At 71.1% G+C, this 15860-nt stretch carries 15 protein-coding genes; 1 reads left to right on the forward strand and 14 read right to left on the reverse strand.

Annotated elements, in window-relative coordinates:
- The 13 genes from Q5762_RS32060 to Q5762_RS32120 all read right to left on the reverse strand — a co-directional run bounded on the left by Q5762_RS32060 (nt 1) and on the right by Q5762_RS32120 (nt 13833).
- Nucleotides 1-1380: a cytochrome P450 gene (locus tag Q5762_RS32060; protein WP_315895788.1), complete on the reverse strand. Its 1380-nt coding sequence runs from the start codon at nt 1378-1380 to the stop codon at nt 1-3.
- A 333-nt stretch (nt 1381-1713) separates the two neighbouring features.
- A complete protein-coding gene (locus Q5762_RS32065) occupies nt 1714-4542 on the reverse strand; it encodes a DEAD/DEAH box helicase (protein ID WP_315895789.1) in 2829 nt (942 codons plus the stop codon).
- 44 nt (nt 4543-4586) lie between these two features.
- The gene (locus tag Q5762_RS32070; protein WP_315895790.1) at nt 4587-5501 is read right to left on the reverse strand and encodes a diacylglycerol kinase; all 915 of its coding nucleotides are present in this window, start codon (nt 5499-5501) and stop codon (nt 4587-4589) included.
- Between the two features lie 43 nt (nt 5502-5544).
- Entirely contained in the window at nt 5545-6447 is a 903-nt protein-coding gene (gene tatC / locus Q5762_RS32075) for a twin-arginine translocase subunit TatC (protein ID WP_315895819.1), read from the reverse strand.
- A gap of 104 nt (nt 6448-6551) precedes the next feature.
- Nucleotides 6552-6842 (reverse strand): Sec-independent protein translocase subunit TatA, encoded by a 291-nt coding sequence (gene tatA, locus Q5762_RS32080; protein ID WP_315895791.1) that lies wholly within the window; start codon nt 6840-6842, stop codon nt 6552-6554.
- A 186-nt stretch (nt 6843-7028) separates the two neighbouring features.
- Nucleotides 7029-7226 (reverse strand): hypothetical protein, encoded by a 198-nt coding sequence (locus Q5762_RS32085; RefSeq protein ID WP_315895792.1) that lies wholly within the window; start codon nt 7224-7226, stop codon nt 7029-7031.
- Between the two features lie 35 nt (nt 7227-7261).
- Entirely contained in the window at nt 7262-7525 is a 264-nt protein-coding gene (locus Q5762_RS32090) for a hypothetical protein (protein ID WP_315895793.1), read from the reverse strand.
- Between the two features lie 22 nt (nt 7526-7547).
- Complete coding sequence (locus Q5762_RS32095; RefSeq protein WP_315895794.1) at nt 7548-8516, reverse strand: WYL domain-containing protein; 969 nt, start codon at nt 8514-8516, stop codon at nt 7548-7550.
- 17 nt (nt 8517-8533) lie between these two features.
- Nucleotides 8534-9490 (reverse strand): WYL domain-containing protein, encoded by a 957-nt coding sequence (locus Q5762_RS32100; protein ID WP_315895795.1) that lies wholly within the window; start codon nt 9488-9490, stop codon nt 8534-8536.
- 151 nt (nt 9491-9641) lie between these two features.
- Nucleotides 9642-10022, reverse strand: a complete 381-nt coding sequence (locus Q5762_RS32105) for an FKBP-type peptidyl-prolyl cis-trans isomerase (protein WP_315895796.1) — start codon at nt 10020-10022, stop codon at nt 9642-9644.
- A 60-nt stretch (nt 10023-10082) separates the two neighbouring features.
- A complete protein-coding gene (locus Q5762_RS32110) occupies nt 10083-11021 on the reverse strand; it encodes an FKBP-type peptidyl-prolyl cis-trans isomerase (RefSeq protein WP_315895797.1) in 939 nt (312 codons plus the stop codon).
- A 118-nt stretch (nt 11022-11139) separates the two neighbouring features.
- The gene (gene pafA, locus Q5762_RS32115; RefSeq protein ID WP_315895798.1) at nt 11140-12501 is read right to left on the reverse strand and encodes a Pup--protein ligase; all 1362 of its coding nucleotides are present in this window, start codon (nt 12499-12501) and stop codon (nt 11140-11142) included.
- Nucleotides 12502-12510: 9 nt separating this feature from the next.
- Nucleotides 12511-13833: an MFS transporter gene (locus Q5762_RS32120; protein WP_315895799.1), complete on the reverse strand. Its 1323-nt coding sequence runs from the start codon at nt 13831-13833 to the stop codon at nt 12511-12513.
- Between the two features lie 123 nt (nt 13834-13956).
- Between Q5762_RS32120 and Q5762_RS32125 the strand changes: the two genes are divergently transcribed.
- The gene (locus Q5762_RS32125; protein ID WP_315895800.1) at nt 13957-14997 is read left to right on the forward strand and encodes a LacI family DNA-binding transcriptional regulator; all 1041 of its coding nucleotides are present in this window, start codon (nt 13957-13959) and stop codon (nt 14995-14997) included.
- A gap of 66 nt (nt 14998-15063) precedes the next feature.
- On the opposite strand, the gene prcA is transcribed toward Q5762_RS32125, so the two are convergent.
- Nucleotides 15064-15834, reverse strand: a complete 771-nt coding sequence (prcA, locus tag Q5762_RS32130; protein WP_315895801.1) for a proteasome subunit alpha — start codon at nt 15832-15834, stop codon at nt 15064-15066.
- Nucleotides 15835-15860 lie beyond the last annotated feature (26 nt).

The raw sequence follows: 15860 nt of genomic DNA on the forward strand, positions 1-15860 counted from the left end.
TCACCCCCGAGCGCGGACCGTGGCGAGCACCTCCCGATCCGGCTGGAGGGTCAGGCTCGGCACCGGGCGGATCTCCCCCTCGCCGAGGTCGAGGTCGAACCGGAACCGGCGGGCGAGGACCGCGAGGATCAGCACGGCCTCGACCATCGCGAACCGGGTCCCGAGGCAGACCCGGGGCCCCCCGCCGAACGGGAACCACGCGTACTCGGGTATCTCCGCGCCCTCCGTCCCGCCCCAGCGCTCCGGGCGGAACTCCTGCGGATCGGTGAACCACCGCCCGTCCCGGTGGGTGGCCCACTGGCTGGTCCACACCCGCGTCCCGGCCGGGATCTCCATCCCGCCGAGGGTCGCGCCGTCCCGGGCGACACCGGTGATGAGCCAGATCGTCGGGTAGAGCCGGAGGGTCTCCTTCACGACGGCCTGGGTGTACGGCAGCCGGGCGTAGTCGTCGAAGCCCGGTTCGTCGTCGCCCAGGACCCGGTCGAGCTCCTCTGCGAGAGCGTCCCGCACGCGGGGGTTGTGGGAGAGGAGCTGCCAGGCCCAGACGAGGGTGGAGCTGGTCGTCTCGTGTCCGGCGATGTACAGCGTGACGGTCTCGTCGCGGATCTCCTGGTCGGAGAGGTGGGCTCCGGTCTCGTCCTGGGCGGTGAGGAGCCGGCTGAGCAGGTCGGGCCGTTCGGTGTCGCCGTCGCGGTGGCGGGCGACGACCCGGGCGACCTCGGCGTCGATGACGGCGGCGGCGCGCTTGATACGGGCCCGTCCCGGGGTTGGCACCCAGTCGGGCAACAGGGCGCCGATACCGCTGAATTCGGCGCCGATCTCCTTCTGGGCGACGTCCATGGCGCGGCCGATGGCGTCCGCGTCGGCGGCGGCGTCCACGCCGAAGATGGTGCGGACGGCGATCAGCTGGGTGAGGGCGGCCATCTCCTTCTTGATGTCGACGCGCTCTCCGCCGCTCCACCGGTCGGCGAGGGCGACGGCGCACTCGGTCATGGTGGTGGCGTAGGAACGCACCTGCCTGGGCCGGACGGAGGGCTGCACGAGCGAGCGCTTACGGCGCCAGTCGGCGCCCTTGGCGACGACGACTCCGTTGCCGAGGAGGGTGCGGAACGCGATGCCGAGATCGGCCGTCTCGAAGGTGCGCTCGACCTCGGTGAGAAGCTCGCCGATCGCGTCCGGGTCGGCGATGAAGAGCGCGGGGCCCGGCCCGAAGCGCCAGCTGACGAAGTCTCCGCGCTCACGCAGCCGCTCGAAGAAGCCGAGCGGGTCCTTGCCGAACTGCGGCATGTTCCCGAGCAGCGGCACACCCCGTGGCCCCGGCACGATCTTCTGTCCGTCCGTCGTCCCCTCGACGGCGGCCGAACCGGTTTGCGTGGTCACGTGGGTCCCCTCCCAGCGGTGTTGCCCGGTGTGGTGCGGTGCTGCGTCCATGGAATCGGAGAGTTCCGACCCTCCGCCACCCCTGTGGACAACGCCCTGTGGACAACACCCGCAAGAACCGGCCAAGACCCCCACGAGCCACCACCCACGGCCCGCGGCCCGCGCCCACGACCCGCAACCCACACCCCACGGCCCCCGGCCCCGCGACCCACACCCCACGCCCCACGCCCCACGCCCCACGCCCCACGCCCCACGCCCCACGACGAGAAGGGGCCCGTGGCATCAACCACGAGCCCCCACCCACCACATGACGCAGCGTCAAACCACCAAGCGTCAGCCCACCGAGCTGTACGCCACCACGCCCCTCAGCAGCGAATCGACCGCCTTCCGCGCGTTCTTGGCGACCGTGCTGTTCTCCTTGGGCGCCGCAGCCGCGATCTGCCCGAGGACGTCGATGACCTGCTTGCACCAGCGCACGAAGTCACCCGCGGGCATCTCGGCCTCCCGCAGCACCTCGTCGAGCCCCTTGTCGGAGGCCCACTGGTACGCCGCCCAGGCGAAGCCCAGATCGGGCTCGCGCTGCCCGACCCCCTCCGCCTGGTTGATCTTGAACTCTTCCTCCAGGGCGTCGAGCCGCCCCCAGATCCGCACCATCTCGCCGAGCGCGGCCTTGGCGTTCCCCGTCGGGAGCTTCGGCGCCACGGCGTCGTCGGACTGCCGGGCCTCGTAGACCAACGCCGAGACGCACGCCGCCAGTTCGGGCGGGGTCAGCCCCTCCCATACCCCGTCACGCAGGCACTCGCTGGCCAGCAGGTCGAGTTCGCCGTAGAGCCGGGCGAGCCGCTTGCCGTTGTCGGTGACGTCGTCGCCGCGCAGATAGTCGAGCTCGGTGAGGAGCGCCACGATCCGGTCGAAGGTACGGGCGATGGTGTTCGTCCGCCCCTCGATGCGCCGCTCCAGCTGCCGGGTGTCGCGCTGCAGCCGGTGGTAGCGCTCGGCCCACCGGGCGTGGTCCTCGCGCTCGTCGCAGCCGTGGCAGGGGTGCGCGCGCAGCTCCGTACGGAGCCGGTTGATCTCGCGGTCGTCGGCTGCGGCCGAACGCTCCCTGCGGTGCCGGTCGGGGTTCAGGTGCCCGGCCTTGGTCCGCAGGGCGGAGGCGAGGTCCCGACGGGACTGCGGGGAGCGGGGGTTGAAGGACTTCGGGATCCTCATCCGCTCCATGGCCTCGACGGGGATCGGGAAGTCGATCGAGGCGAGCCGCTTGACCTGCCGCTCGGCGGTGAGCACGAGCGGGCGGGGCCCGTCGTGGTGCTCGAAGCCGCGGTGGCCGTTGGTCCGGCCGGCCGGGATCCCCGGGTCGAGGACGAGGGCGAGCCCGGCGAACTTGCCCGTGGGCACGTGGATCACGTCGCCCGGCTTCAGCTTCTCCAGGGACGCGGCGGCCGCGGCACGGCGCTGCGCGGCGCCCTGCTTGGCCAGTTCGGTCTCGCGGTCCTTGAGGTCGCGGCGCATCCGCGCGTACTCCTCGAAGTCTCCGAGGTGGCAGGTCATGCCCTCCCTGTAGCCCTCCAGGCCCTCCTCGTTCTTCTGGACCTGGCGGGAGATGCCGACGACCGACCGGTCCGCCTGGAACTGCGCGAACGAGGTCTCGAGCAGCTCGCGCGAGCGGTGGCTGCCGAACTGGTCGACCAGGTTGACCGCCATGTTGTACGACGGCTTGAAGCTGGAGCGCAGCGGGTACGTGCGGGTGCCCGCGAGTCCGGCGAGGTGACCCGGGTCCAGGCCGCGCTGCCAGAGGACGACGGCGTGCCCCTCGACGTCGATGCCGCGTCGTCCGGCGCGGCCGGTGAGCTGGGTGTACTCGCCGGGGGTGATGTCGGCGTGCTGCTCGCCGTTCCACTTGACGAGCTTCTCCAGGATCACGGTCCTGGCGGGCATGTTGATGCCGAGGGCGAGGGTCTCGGTCGCGAAGACCGCCTTCACGAGGCCGCGGACGAACAGCTCCTCCACGACCTCCTTGAACGTGGGCAGCATGCCGGCGTGGTGGGCGGCGATGCCGCGCTCCAGGGCCTCCAGCCACTCGTAGTACCCCAGGACGTGGAGGTCCTCGGACGGGATGGAGGCGGTGCGCTCCTCGACGATCTCGCGGACGCGCTGCCGGGCCTCGTCGTTGTTGAGCCGCAGCCCCGCGTACAGGCACTGCTGGACGGCCGCCTCGCAGCCGGCCCGGCTGAAGATGAAGGTGATGGCGGGCAGCAGCCCCTCGGCGTCGAGGCGTTCGATGACCTCGGGCCGTCCGGGCGTCCAGATGCGGGTGCGCTGACGCCGCTCGCGCTCGCGGTCCGCCTCGCGGACCATCTTGCCGCGCCGCCGCTCGCGCGGGTTGTACGTACGGGAGTTCTCGGTGCGGGCCAGCCGCAGCAGGTCGGGGTTGACCTCGCGGCGGGACGCGCCGCGACCGCCGTGGTCGGTCTCCTCCTCGAAGAGGTCGTACATCCGGCGGCCGGCCAGCACGTGCTGCCAGAGCGGCACGGGGCGGCTCTCGGAGACGATGACCTCGGTGTCGCCGCGGACGGTGTCGAGCCAGTCGCCGAACTCCTCGGCGTTGGAGACGGTCGCGGAGAGTGAGACCAGCGTCACCGATTCGGGGAGGTGGATGATCACTTCCTCCCAGACGGCGCCGCGGAAGCGGTCCGAGAGGTAGTGCACCTCGTCCATGACCACGTAGCCGAGGCCGCTGAGGGCCTGGGATCCCGCGTACAGCATGTTGCGGAGGACCTCGGTGGTCATGACGATGATCGGCGCGTCCCCGTTGACGCTGTTGTCGCCGGTGAGAAGGCCGACCTTGCCCGGTCCGTACCGCTTCACGAGGTCGGCGTACTTCTGGTTCGACAGCGCCTTGATGGGTGTCGTGTAGAAGCACTTGCGCCCCTGGAGCAGGGCGAGGTGGACGGCGAACTCGCCGACGATGGTCTTGCCCGAGCCCGTGGGCGCGGCGACGAGCACGCCTTTGCCCGATTCGAGGGCCTGGCAGGCCTCGATCTGGAAGGGGTCGAGACCGAACTCGTACATCTCGCGGAAAGGGGCCAGCGCCGTGGCCTGCTCGGCAGCGCGGGCCCGGGCGGCTGCGTACGCTTCGGCTGGTGTGAGGTCCTCTGTCATCTTGCTGTCGAGCCTACCCGCCGCCTCTGACAGTGACGCGATCTTTAACGAGGGACCGGAATCCCGGCCGGCGGCGCCAGCACCCGCAGCGCTCCCGGCACGCACTCGGCGGTGAGCGGCAGCGGTCCGAGGGGCTCGCCGTCGGCGTAGCCGGTGATGCCGGGAGCGTCCAGGGTGAGGGAGCGGACGCGGTGGACGGTGACGACCGGGTGGTCGAGGTGGGTGCCGCGGTAGACGCGTGGGAAGACCCTGAGCAGCGTGGTACGGCTGCACTCGCCGACGACGGTGACGTCGAAGAGACCGTCGTCCATGCGGGCGTCGGCGCAGATCCGCATGCCGCCGCCGTACGAGGTGCCGTTGCCGACGGCCACGAGCGTGGCCTCGACGTGCCGCTCGGTGCCGTCGTCCAGGGTGAGGCGGTACGGGACGGGCCGGAAGGCGGCGAGCTCGGCGACCATGGCGAGGTCGTACTTGAAGCGCCCCACGGGCAGCCGCATACGGTTGCCGCGGTCGTTGACCCGCGAGTCGAATCCGGAGGCGAGGACGGTGCCGAACCAGCGGTCGCCGACCCTGCCGAGGTCGATGTCGCGTCCGCCGCCGCCCTTGAGGAGCTCGGCGGCGAGCCGTCCGGCGGCCGCCGGTGCGCGGACGGGCAGGCCGAGGGAGCGGGCGAAGTCGTTGCCGGTGCCGACGGCCACCACGCCGAGCGGGGTACGGGTGCCGGCCAGCGCCTGCAGGGCGAGGGAGACCATGCCGTCGCCGCCGACCGCGACCAGCGCGCCGGTGCCGTCCGCGACGGCCTCGCGGGCGCGCCGCAGGGCATCGTCGGCGTCGGCGCCGAGGACGGTACGGACGGAGAATCCGGCGTCCCGGAGCGCGCGGGCGGCCGGCTGCGCGGCGTGCGCGCCCCGGCCGCGTCCCGCGGTGGGATTGACGAAGAGGATGATCTCACTGGTCATGGATGTCCCCCCGGACGGAGTCTGGGGGGAGGACCCTACAAGATCAGGTGACGTCGTCGTAACTGCCGGGCTTGAGGGACCTGCCGCCGTCGGCCTCGCCGCCGGACTGCTCGGGCAGGGCACGGGCCGCGCCGACGGGCTCGATGGCTCCGACGGCCTCGGGCGTGAGGTCGAGACTGGAGGCCTCGTCGTCGTCCAGCTCGGCGTCCGGGTTCTTACGGGCCCGGCGCCGGTCGTTGAGGAGCGACAAGCCGACGGCCCCGAAGTAGAGGACGGTGATCGGTCCCGCGAGCGCGATCATGCCGATGGGGTCGGTGGTGGGGGTGATGACGGCGCCGAAGACGAAGACGCCCATGATCACGCCGCGCCACCAGCCGGCCATGCGGCGGCCGGTGAGGACACCGGTGAGGTTCAGCATCACGAGGACGAGCGGCAGCTCGAAGGCGAGACCGAAGACGAGCACCATGCGCAGGGTGAAGTCGAGGACGTCACCGAGGGACAGGATGTTCGCGGAGCCACCGGGCGTGAGGCTGATGAGCACCTTCACGCTGATGGGGAGGATGAGGTACGCGAGGTAGGCGCCGGCGGTGAAGAGCGGGACCGCGGCACCGACGAAGGCGTAGGTGTACTTCTTCTCGTTCCTGTGCAGGCCGGGGGCGATGAACGCCCACAGCTGGTACAGCCAGATCGGGCTGGCGACGACGAGACCCGTCACGAGGCTGACTTGGATCGTCGTGCTGAACGGGGCGATCAGCGTGTTGAAGGAGACGATCGCGCAGTTTCCGCCGTCGCTGGTCACGCCGGGTCCGCACTTGGGCACGGACTTCGTCAGGAACTGCATCAGGTCCTCGCTGTACACGAGGGCCACGACGGTGACCGCGGCGACGGCCAGGAGGCCCTTCGCCATGCGGTTGCGGAGCTCACGCAGGTGCTCCACGAGGGGCATGCGGCCCTCGGGATCCTTCTCCTGCTTGCGGGCAGACTTGAGCAACCCACGTCCTCATCTCGTGCGGCAGCCGCCGCTCCGTGCGGCGGCCGCGGCGGACCGGGTCAGCGCTTGGTGGTGTCCGACGGCTCGGTCACGGGACGCGAGCTGGTGACGTCTCCGGGCGCGGCCTGGATCGTGCGCGGGGCGGCCTGGTCCTGGGTGCCGGCGGTCGGCGGGTCGGCCGGGGCGGGGGCGCTCTGCTGGTCGTCCGACTTCATCGCCTTGGCCTCGCTCTTGAGGATGCGGGCCGACTTGCCGAGCGAACGAGCCATGTCCGGGAGCTTCTTGGCGCCGAACAGCAGGATGATGACGACGAGGATGAGAATGATCTCGGTGGGGCCGAGCCTACCCATAGCTGTTTACCTTCTTCACCGAGGCGACATGGAGTGCGGTGCCCGGCGGGTCGGACATGCGTCCGGCCACCGCGCTGTCTGCGATCGTAACCCGCAGGAGTAAACGCGGGGCAATGGCTGCGCATACTCGCGATTGCGGCCCGATCATCCCTCCGGGGACCCTCCTGAGCAGCGTACGGCACCGGTTCAGCGCAGCGCCCCGCCGGTTCGGGTCAAGTCCTCGGCGGCCCTTTCGAGCTCCTCGGCGGCGCGGTTGATGCGCTCGGTGGTGTGGGTCACCTGGCGGCCGAGCCGCTGGGCTTCGAGGAAGACCTTGATCCCGAGGACGCCGAGGACGGCGACGCCGAGGAATCCGAGGGCGATGGCGAGCATGGGCCAGAACATGGGGCGAGCCTAGACCGTGTGCGGCCGGCGGGGCGTCAGACGGTGGAGTGCAGGCGCAGCGTGCGGACGCCACCGCCCGTGAGGAGTTCGACGATCCGCTCGCCCGCGGGCTTACGGACGGAGCTGCCGCACTCGGGGCAGGTGAACGAGTAGAAGGTCGTACGCCGACTGGCGCCGATGGCGAGGCGCAGGCAGCCCGCGCCGAGTTCGAAGTGGGCGCGGCAGTCGGGGCAGGCGGCCTTGAAGAGAACCGGCGCGATCGAAGCCGTCATTCCGTGCATCACGGACATCTCCCTCATTCCTCTCGTTTCCCCTACAGCCTCAGGCCTGGCCCTCGTAGGCCGCGAGCGCCGCGGCCGCCGCCTCCCGCGCGCTGTCGGCGAGGTCCTGCGGGGAGACGATCCGCCCGTCGCTGCCGAGCCGCAGCGCGAGGCGCCGCAGCGAGGCCGGAGCGGGGGTCCGCAGCGTGATGCGCAGCCCGCCGTCGGGTAGCTCGTCGGCCCGGTCGTGCGGGTAGTACTCCGCGACCCAGCGCCCGCCGGGGCCGACCTCCACGACGACCTCGGGGTCCTCGGCGGACGGCTGGACGAGCCCCTCGGACAGATCCCGGAGCTCGATCTCCGGCGGAGCGGACTGCTCGTCCAGGATCCGGATCTCGGCGACCCGGTCGAGACGGAACGTGCGGCGCGCCTCGGAGAGCCGGCACCACGCCTCCATGTAGGTGTGCCCGACGGCGAACAGCCGGATCGGATCCACCTCGCGCTCGGTCAGCTCGTCACGGGCCGGCGAGTAGTACCGCACCCACAGCCGCTTGCGCTCCGAGATCGCCCGGTCCACCTCGGCGAAGACCCCGCCCTCGGACTCGAAGGTGACCGAAAGCCGCGCGCTGGCCCCGGCGACCTCACCGGCGGCGTTCTCCAGCTTGGCGGTGGCCCGCAGCAGGGCGTCCCTGTCGCCCTCGCGCAGTCCGGGCAGGGTCGACACGGCCCGCGCGGCCACCAACAGGGCCGTCGCCTCGTCGGCCGCGAGCCGCAGCGGCTCGGCGGCTTCCGCACCGAGGGCACCCGGGTTGCGCCACCAGATCCGGTCGCCGTCGGTGTCGATGTCGAGCAGGTCGCCGCCCCGGAAGCTCGTACCGCACATCGGCAGCACGTCGAGGTCCGAGATCAGCTCGTCCTCGGTGATCCCGAAGGCCCGCGCCACATCGGCGACGTGCGCGCCGGGACGCTCACGGAGGTAGGTGACGAGGGAGAGCATCCGCCTCGTCTGGTCGATCGCGTTCGCAGCCATGCTGTACGTCTCCCCCTTCAGCCCTTGGCCACGGCGCGCAGCCGGTCCACCACGTCGGCCCGCAGGTCCGCGGGCTCGATGACGACGACATCGGGACCGAACTCCACCAGCCAGGCGTCAAGCCCGTGCCCGTACGGAATCTCCAGCTCGTCCCAACCGTCCGCGCCCTCCGCCACCGACTGGGCACGGGCCCGCAGCGGGTAGCCGCAGCCGGCCCGCAGCCGGATCCGGGCGGACCGGGTGGCGGTCTCACCGGCCCAGCTCTCCACGGTCTCGCGGACCGTGACGACGTCGGGCACGGGCGCGGTGAAGGCGCCGGCCCGGGAGCGGACCTTGCCGGTGATGCGGGAGAGGCGGAAGACCCGCTCGGCGCCGCGGTCCCGGTCCCAGCCGGCCAGGTACCAGTGGCCGCGCCAGCACTCCAGGGTCCACGGCTCGACCTGGCGGGTCTCGGGGCGGGCCGCCGTCGCCTTGCGGTAGTCGAAGACGACCGGGCGCCGGTCGCGGCAGGCCAGCATCAGCGGCTCGAACGCGGCCTCATGGACCGGAATGCGCGGTTCGAGGGCGCTGTGCTGGGTGTCGTACGTGTCCTCGGCCTCGGGCATGCCGGCCGCGCGGAGCTTCTGCAGGGCGCCGCTGGCGGCCCCGGCGAGCCGGGCCTGCTGCCAGACCTTGGCGGCCAGGCCGAGCGCCGCGGCCTCCTCGGCGTCCAGGGTGATCGGCGGGAGGCGGTTGGAGTCGCGGCGGGCCAGATAGCCGGTCTCGCCCTCCAGGTTCTCGACGGTCTCGATGACCAGGCCGAGTTCGCGCAGATCGTCCTTGTCCCGCTCGAACATCCTGTTGAAGGAGTCGTCGGTGCCGGCTTCCAGGTAGGCCTCGATGGAGCCGCGCAGCTCACGCTTGCTGAGCGGTCTGCGGGTCCCGAGCAGGCAGAGGGCCAGATTCATCAGCCGCTCGGCCTTGGCAATCGCCATCGACGCCCTGCACCTCTTCTGCCGGATTGACTTCGGGGACATCCGACCGTACCGCCCCGGGGTGTCGTGGGAAAAGCCGAGGGCCCGCGCCTGGACAGGCACGGGCCCTCGTTCGAGCGGATCCGGTCAGCGCTCGATGACGCGGATCCGGTCAGCGCTTGGTGACGCCGACCAGGTCGCAGACGAAGATCAGGGTCTCGCCGGGGGCGATCGCGTTGCCCGCGCCCCGGTCGCCGTAACCGAGCTTCGCGGGGATGACCAGCTGGCGGCGGCCACCGACCTTCATGCCCGCCACACCCTGGTCCCAGCCCTGGATGACCCGGCCGGCACCGAGCGGGAAGTCCAGCGGGGTGCCACGGTTCCAGGAGGCGTCGAACTCCTCACCGGTGGAGAAGGCAACACCCACGTAGTGGACCTTGACGAGGTCGCCGGCTTCGGCCACCTCGCCGTCGCCCTCCCAGATGTCCTTGATCTCCAGGTCGGCCGGCGGCTCGCCGCCCGGGAAGTCGACCTCGGGCTTCTCGATGCTCACTGCAGTGTGCTCCTCAAACGAATGAACCGCGCAACGGTGAACTGCGCGACGGGGACAGTCTTACATCTTCGCCAGGATGTCGACGGCGAACACCAGCGTGGAGTTCTTCGGGATGCCCTGCTGCTCCTTGTCGCCGAACGCCTCGGACGGCGGGGCGACGATCAGGACGCGGCTGCCGACCTTCTTGCCGGTCATGCCGTCCTTGAGGCCCTTCAGGGTCAGCTGCGCGAGCGGGAAGTTCGCGGTCTTGCCCGTCTGGTAGGTCGAGTCGAAGACCTTGCCGTCCTTCCACAGCGCGGCGACGTAGTTCACCACGACCGTGTCGGTGGCCGCGACGACCTCGCCCTTGGACTCCAGGATGTAGTTGGAGACGAGCTTGGTCGGCGGGTCGACCTTCGGCACCGTCAGCGAGGGGGCCTTGCCGTCGGTGTTCGTCCCGACCTTCGGCAGGTCCTTGTTCTCCTGGGCGACCTCGGTGCCCTCGGCGGACTTCGGGATCGTGGTGGACTTCAGGATGTCCACGACGAAGACGAGGGTGGCGTTGGGCTTGATGTCGCCCTGGCCCTGCGCCCCGTAGCCGAGCTCCGGCGGGATGCCGATCTCGATGCGGCTGCCGACCTTCTGCCCCTCAAGACCCTGGTCCCAGCCCTTGATGACCTGGCCGGCGCCGAGCGTCAGGTCGAACGGCTTCCCCCGGTCGAAGCTGTTGTCGAAGGGCTTGGTGGAGTCCCAGGCCTGACCCAGGTAGTTCACCTGGAGCGCGTCGCCCTTCTTCGTGACGGCGCCGTCACCCTCGCTGATCACATTGACCTTGAGGTCCTTCGGCGGGTCGCCCTCCCCCTTCGCGAGGGTGGGCTTCTCCCCGAACTTCGCACCCGCGGTGATGGCGGGCAGTCCGTTCTTCATCGAGGCGTTATCGGAGCCCTTGTCGTCGCTGCCGCACGCCGCTGTCGAGAGCAGCAGCAGTGGGACGACCAGTAGGCCGGCAAGTCGGCGCACGTGTTCCTCAGATCTCAGACGGCACAGTAGTTGCTCGACACTCTAGGGGACCGCCCGGACAGGCCAAGGGCCCCGCACGTCACACGCACGGGGCCCCGGCATTTCGTACAGCGATGTCCTACATTCCGGCGATCAGCTTTTCCACCCGGTCGTCGACCGACCGGAAAGGGTCCTTGCACAACACGGTGCGCTGCGCCTGGTCGTTGAGCTTCAGGTGGACCCAGTCGACGGTGAAGTCCCGCCGCTGCTCCTGCGCACGGCGGATGAAGTCGCCGCGCAGCCGCGCCCTGGTGGTCTGCGGGGGCACGGACTTGCCCTCGAAGATCTTCAGGTCGTTGCAGATCCGGGCCGCCTGCCCCTTCCGCTCCAGGAGGTAGTACAGCCCGCGGCGGCGGTGGATGTCGTGGTACGCGAGGTCTATCTGGGCGACCCGGGGGTGCGACATGGTCATGTTGTTCTTCGCCCGGTAACGCTCGATGAGCTGGTACTTCATGACCCAGTCGATCTCGGTGCCGATCCGGTCCAGGTCCTCCGCCTCGATGGCGTCGAGCGTACGGCCCCACAGCTCCAGGACCTGGGCGACCGTGCCCGTACGGATGCCGCGGCGGTCGACGAAGTCGGCGGCCTTCTCGTAGTACTCCCGCTGGACCTCCAGGGCGGAGGCCTCGCGTCCGCTGGCGAGGCGGACCTTGCGCTGGCCGGTGATGTCGTGGCTGACCTCGCGGATGGCCCGGATCGGGTTCTCCAGCGTCAGGTCACGCATCACGGTGCCCGCCTCGATCATGCGCAGCACGAGGTCGGTGGCACCGACCTTCAGCAGCATGGTCGTCTCGGACATGTTCGAGTCGCCGACGATGACGTGCAGCCGGCGGTAGCGCTCGGCGTCCGCGTGCGGTTCGTCGCGGGTGTTGATGATGGGCCGGGAGCGGGTCGTCGCGGAACTGACGCCCTCCCAGATGTGCTCGGCCCGCTGGGAGACGCAGTAGACCGCGCCGCGCGGGGTCTGAAGCACCTTTCCGGCGCCGCAGATGAGCTGTCGGGTGACGAGGAAGGGAATGAGGATGTCCGCGAGCCGGGAGAACTCGCCGTGCCGGGCGACCAGATAGTTCTCATGGCAGCCGTAGGAGTTTCCCGCCGAGTCGGTGTTGTTCTTGAAGAGATAGACGTCGCCGGCGATTCCCTCCTCGTGCAGGCGGCGTTCGGCGTCGACGAGCAGACCTTCGAGAATGCGTTCGCCGGCCTTGTCGTGGGTGACCAGTTCGGTCACGTTGTCGCATTCCGGCGTTGCGTATTCCGGATGCGAACCCACGTCGAGGTACAGGCGGGCGCCGTTCCGCAGGAAGACATTGCTGCTGCGGCCCCATGACACGACACGGCGGAAGAGGTAGCGCGCCACTTCGTCAGGAGACAGTCGGCGCTGTCCCCTGAACGTGCACGTGACGCCGTACTCGTTCTCCAGCCCGAAAATGCGGCGGTCCATGTCTGAACATTACGCCTGATGGCCTGAGCTGAAACCGGGTTCGACAGCCCCGTTTCGATCATTTTCCGATGAGTGCGTGTTCTTTTCGGTCTGTACGGCCCCGACGGCGGCGGCACTGACGGCGTGTCGCACGCTGCGGCCCGGTGCGCCGAGCACCCGTCCGGTGGCCAGCAGCACCAGGAGCGCGACGAGTCCGCCGCCGCCGGCGACGGCGAAGCCCGCGGTCGTTCCGGCCAGTTCGACGGCCGGACCAGCGACGGCGGAGCCGAGCGCCGACCCCACACCGAAGGTGGTGACGAGCCAGGAGAACGCCTCGGTGACGGTGCCGCGCGGCGCGTGCCGGTCGACCACGATGAAGCCGCAGGCGAGGGCGGGGGCCAGGAAGACACCGGAGAGCGCGGCGAGGGCCGTCATCGGCACGACGCCGGGGGTGAGCATGAGCGGCAGATAGCCGAGGGCGAGCAGGCCGACGATGACCGTCAGGCGCCGCTCCGGGGCGCCCGCCCAGCGGCGGGCGCCGTAGAGGACACCACCGATCAGCGCGCCGAGACCGAGCGCGGCCATCAGCCAGCCGTACGCCGCCTCGTTGCCGCGGTCGTCGGCGTAGGCGAGGCCCGCGACGGTGATGGAGCCGAGGGCGAGCCCGACGAAGAAGAAGGAGCCCAGCAGGGCCAGCAGGCCGGGCGAGCGGAGGGCCCCCAGCCAGTGCGCCTCACGGGGCGCCGAGCGCCACGCGCGCGAGGGCTCGGAGAGGACGACGGAGAGCGCGCCGAGGACACCGAGGACGTTGATGACGAGCAGGGCCGCGGCCGGGGACCAGACGGCGACCAGCAGGGTCACGAGCAGCGGTCCGACGGTGAACATGACCTCCTGGGCCACGGCGTCCAGGGCGTAGGCCCGGTGGACCCGGTCCTCGCGCCCGAGGACGCTCGGCCACAGGGCCCGCAGTCCGCCCTCGAGCGGCGGCGTGAAGAGTCCGGCGACGACGACCGCCGCGTACGCGAGCACGAGGGGGCTGATTCCGGCCACGGCGAGGACGATCATGCCGAGCGCGGATATCAGCGCGGCGGGCAGCTGGACGCGCGGCTGGCCCTTCACGTCGACGGCGCGGCCGAGGAGCGGCTGGCCGATGGCGGTGGCGATGCCGTACGCGGCGGTGAGCCCGCCCGCCAGGCTGTAGCTGCCGCCCTCGGAGCGGACGAAGAGCACGATGGCGATGGGCCCGGTGCCGTTGGGGAGCCGGCCGACGAGGGTGCCGGTGAGCAGTCGCAGGGCGTGCCGAGCCCTGAGCAGGTCGAGATAGCCGCCGCTCTCCTGGGCCTCCGTGGCCATGTCCATCTCCTCTCCCCCGGTCCACCCCCGAGGTTTTACGTATAACGCCAGGCGTCATACGTACCATGGCGACATCCCACGGGTCCATCCCGCAGGCGACGACCACCCCTCGCGGAGGCACGAGTGCAGACCCCAGAGTCCCCCGGCGCGGCGCGCCCCACCAGCCGGGACGTCGCCAGGGCGGCCGGGGTCTCACAGGCCACCGTCTCCCTCGTCCTCGGCGACAAATGGCGGGGCAGGGTCTCCGAGCGCACCGCCGGGACCGTACGCGAGGCCGCGCGCACCCTCGGATACCGGCCGAATCTCGCCGCCCGCAACCTGCGCCTCGGCCGCACCAGGACCGCCCTGCTCGTCGTCCCCGCCCTCACCAACGAGTTCTTCGCCCGCGTCTACACCGGCGCGGCCACCGTCGCCGCCCGCCACGGCTTCGGCGTCGTCCTCTACCCCTCCCCCGACGGCGTCGGCCCCGCCAAGGACCCCTTCGCCTCCGCCCGCGCCGCCCTCGACGGCATCATCGCGTCCTCGATGGCCGCCGACGCGCTCAAGGCCTTCCACGGCACCGACCTGCCGCTGGTCATGCTCGACAGCGACCCCGCCGACAGCGGGGCCGCCGCCCACGTCAACCTCGACATCGCCGACGGGATGCGCCAGGTCGCCGCGCATCTCCTCGGCCACGGCCACCGCCGCTTCCTCCATCTCGCCTCGGCCGTGCCGTCCTGGACCTTCGACGTCCGCGCGGCCGCGCTCGCGGAGGTGCTGGGCCAGGAGGCGGGGAGCGCGACGGGGGACGTGACCGTACGGACGGTCCGCGCGCCGCTCGACGTGGACGGCGCCCGCACCGCCGCCGAACGTGCCCTCACCGGCCCAGGCCCCCGCCCCACCGCCCTGATCTGCGACGACGACATCCTCGCCGCCGGCGCCTGCAAGGCCGTCCGCCGTCTCGGTCTACGCGTCCCCGAGGACGTCTCCGTCACCGGCTTCGACGACCTGGCCCTCGCCACCGCCGTGGAGCCCGAACTCACCACCGTCCGGCTGCCCGCCGAGCGGATCGGCGAACGCGGCATGGCCGCCCTCCTGGCCGTCCTGGCGGGCGGGACCCCCGAGCCCGGCGACCTCCCGGTCACGCTCATGGCCCGCGACTCCTCGGGCCCGGCACCGGCCTGAGCGGGCACGACGAAGGCCCCGGCCCGCCGAAGCGGACCGGGGCCACCGAGCGTGCGAGGGAGGGAACTACTCCTCCGCGTCGTCCAGATCATCCAGAACGTCGTCCGACGGGTCGTCCGTCTTCGCGATCGCCGCGTTGTCCGCCTCAAGCAGACGCGCCAGCTGACGCCCCACGATCCGCTTGAACTTGCGCGCCTGCGGACGCGTACGGTCCAGGACCGCCACCTCCAGGCGCTCGGCGGGGATCTCCCGCTCGCTGCCGTTGGTGTCCCGCGAGAGGGCCTGCACGGCCAGCTTCAGCGCCTCGGCGAGGGACATCCCGTCGCGGTGCCGCTGGTCGAGGAAGCTGCCGATCTGCTCCGCGTTGCCGCCGACCGCGACCGAACCGTGCTCGTCCACGATCGATCCGTCGTGCGGCAGCCGGTAGATCTGGTCGCCGTCGGGCTCGGCGCCCACCTCCGCGACGACCAGCTCCACCTCGTACGGCTTCTCGCCGGCGCTGGAGAAGATCGTGCCCAGCGTCTGCGCGTACACGTTCGCGAGGCCCCGGGCCGTCACGTCGTCCCGGTCGTAGGTGTAGCCCCGCAGGTCGGCGTAGCGCACGCCGCCGATGCGGAGGTTCTCGTACTCGTTGTACTTGCCGGCCGCGGCGAAACCGATCCGGTCGTAGATCTCGCTGAACTTATGCAGCGCGCGGGACGGGTTCTCGCCGACGAACACGATGCCGTCGGTGTACTGGAGGACGACCAGACTGCGCCCTCGGGCAATGCCCTTGCGGGCGTACTCCGCCCGGTCGGCCATGGCCTGCTGGGGTGAGACATAGAACGGAGTCGACACCGGTTACCCGTCCCTTTCTTCTGGGG

The sequence above is a fragment of the Streptomyces sp. P9(2023) genome (assembly GCF_032436795.1).
In the GTDB taxonomy this organism is placed as follows: Bacteria; Actinomycetota; Actinomycetes; order Streptomycetales; family Streptomycetaceae; genus Streptomyces.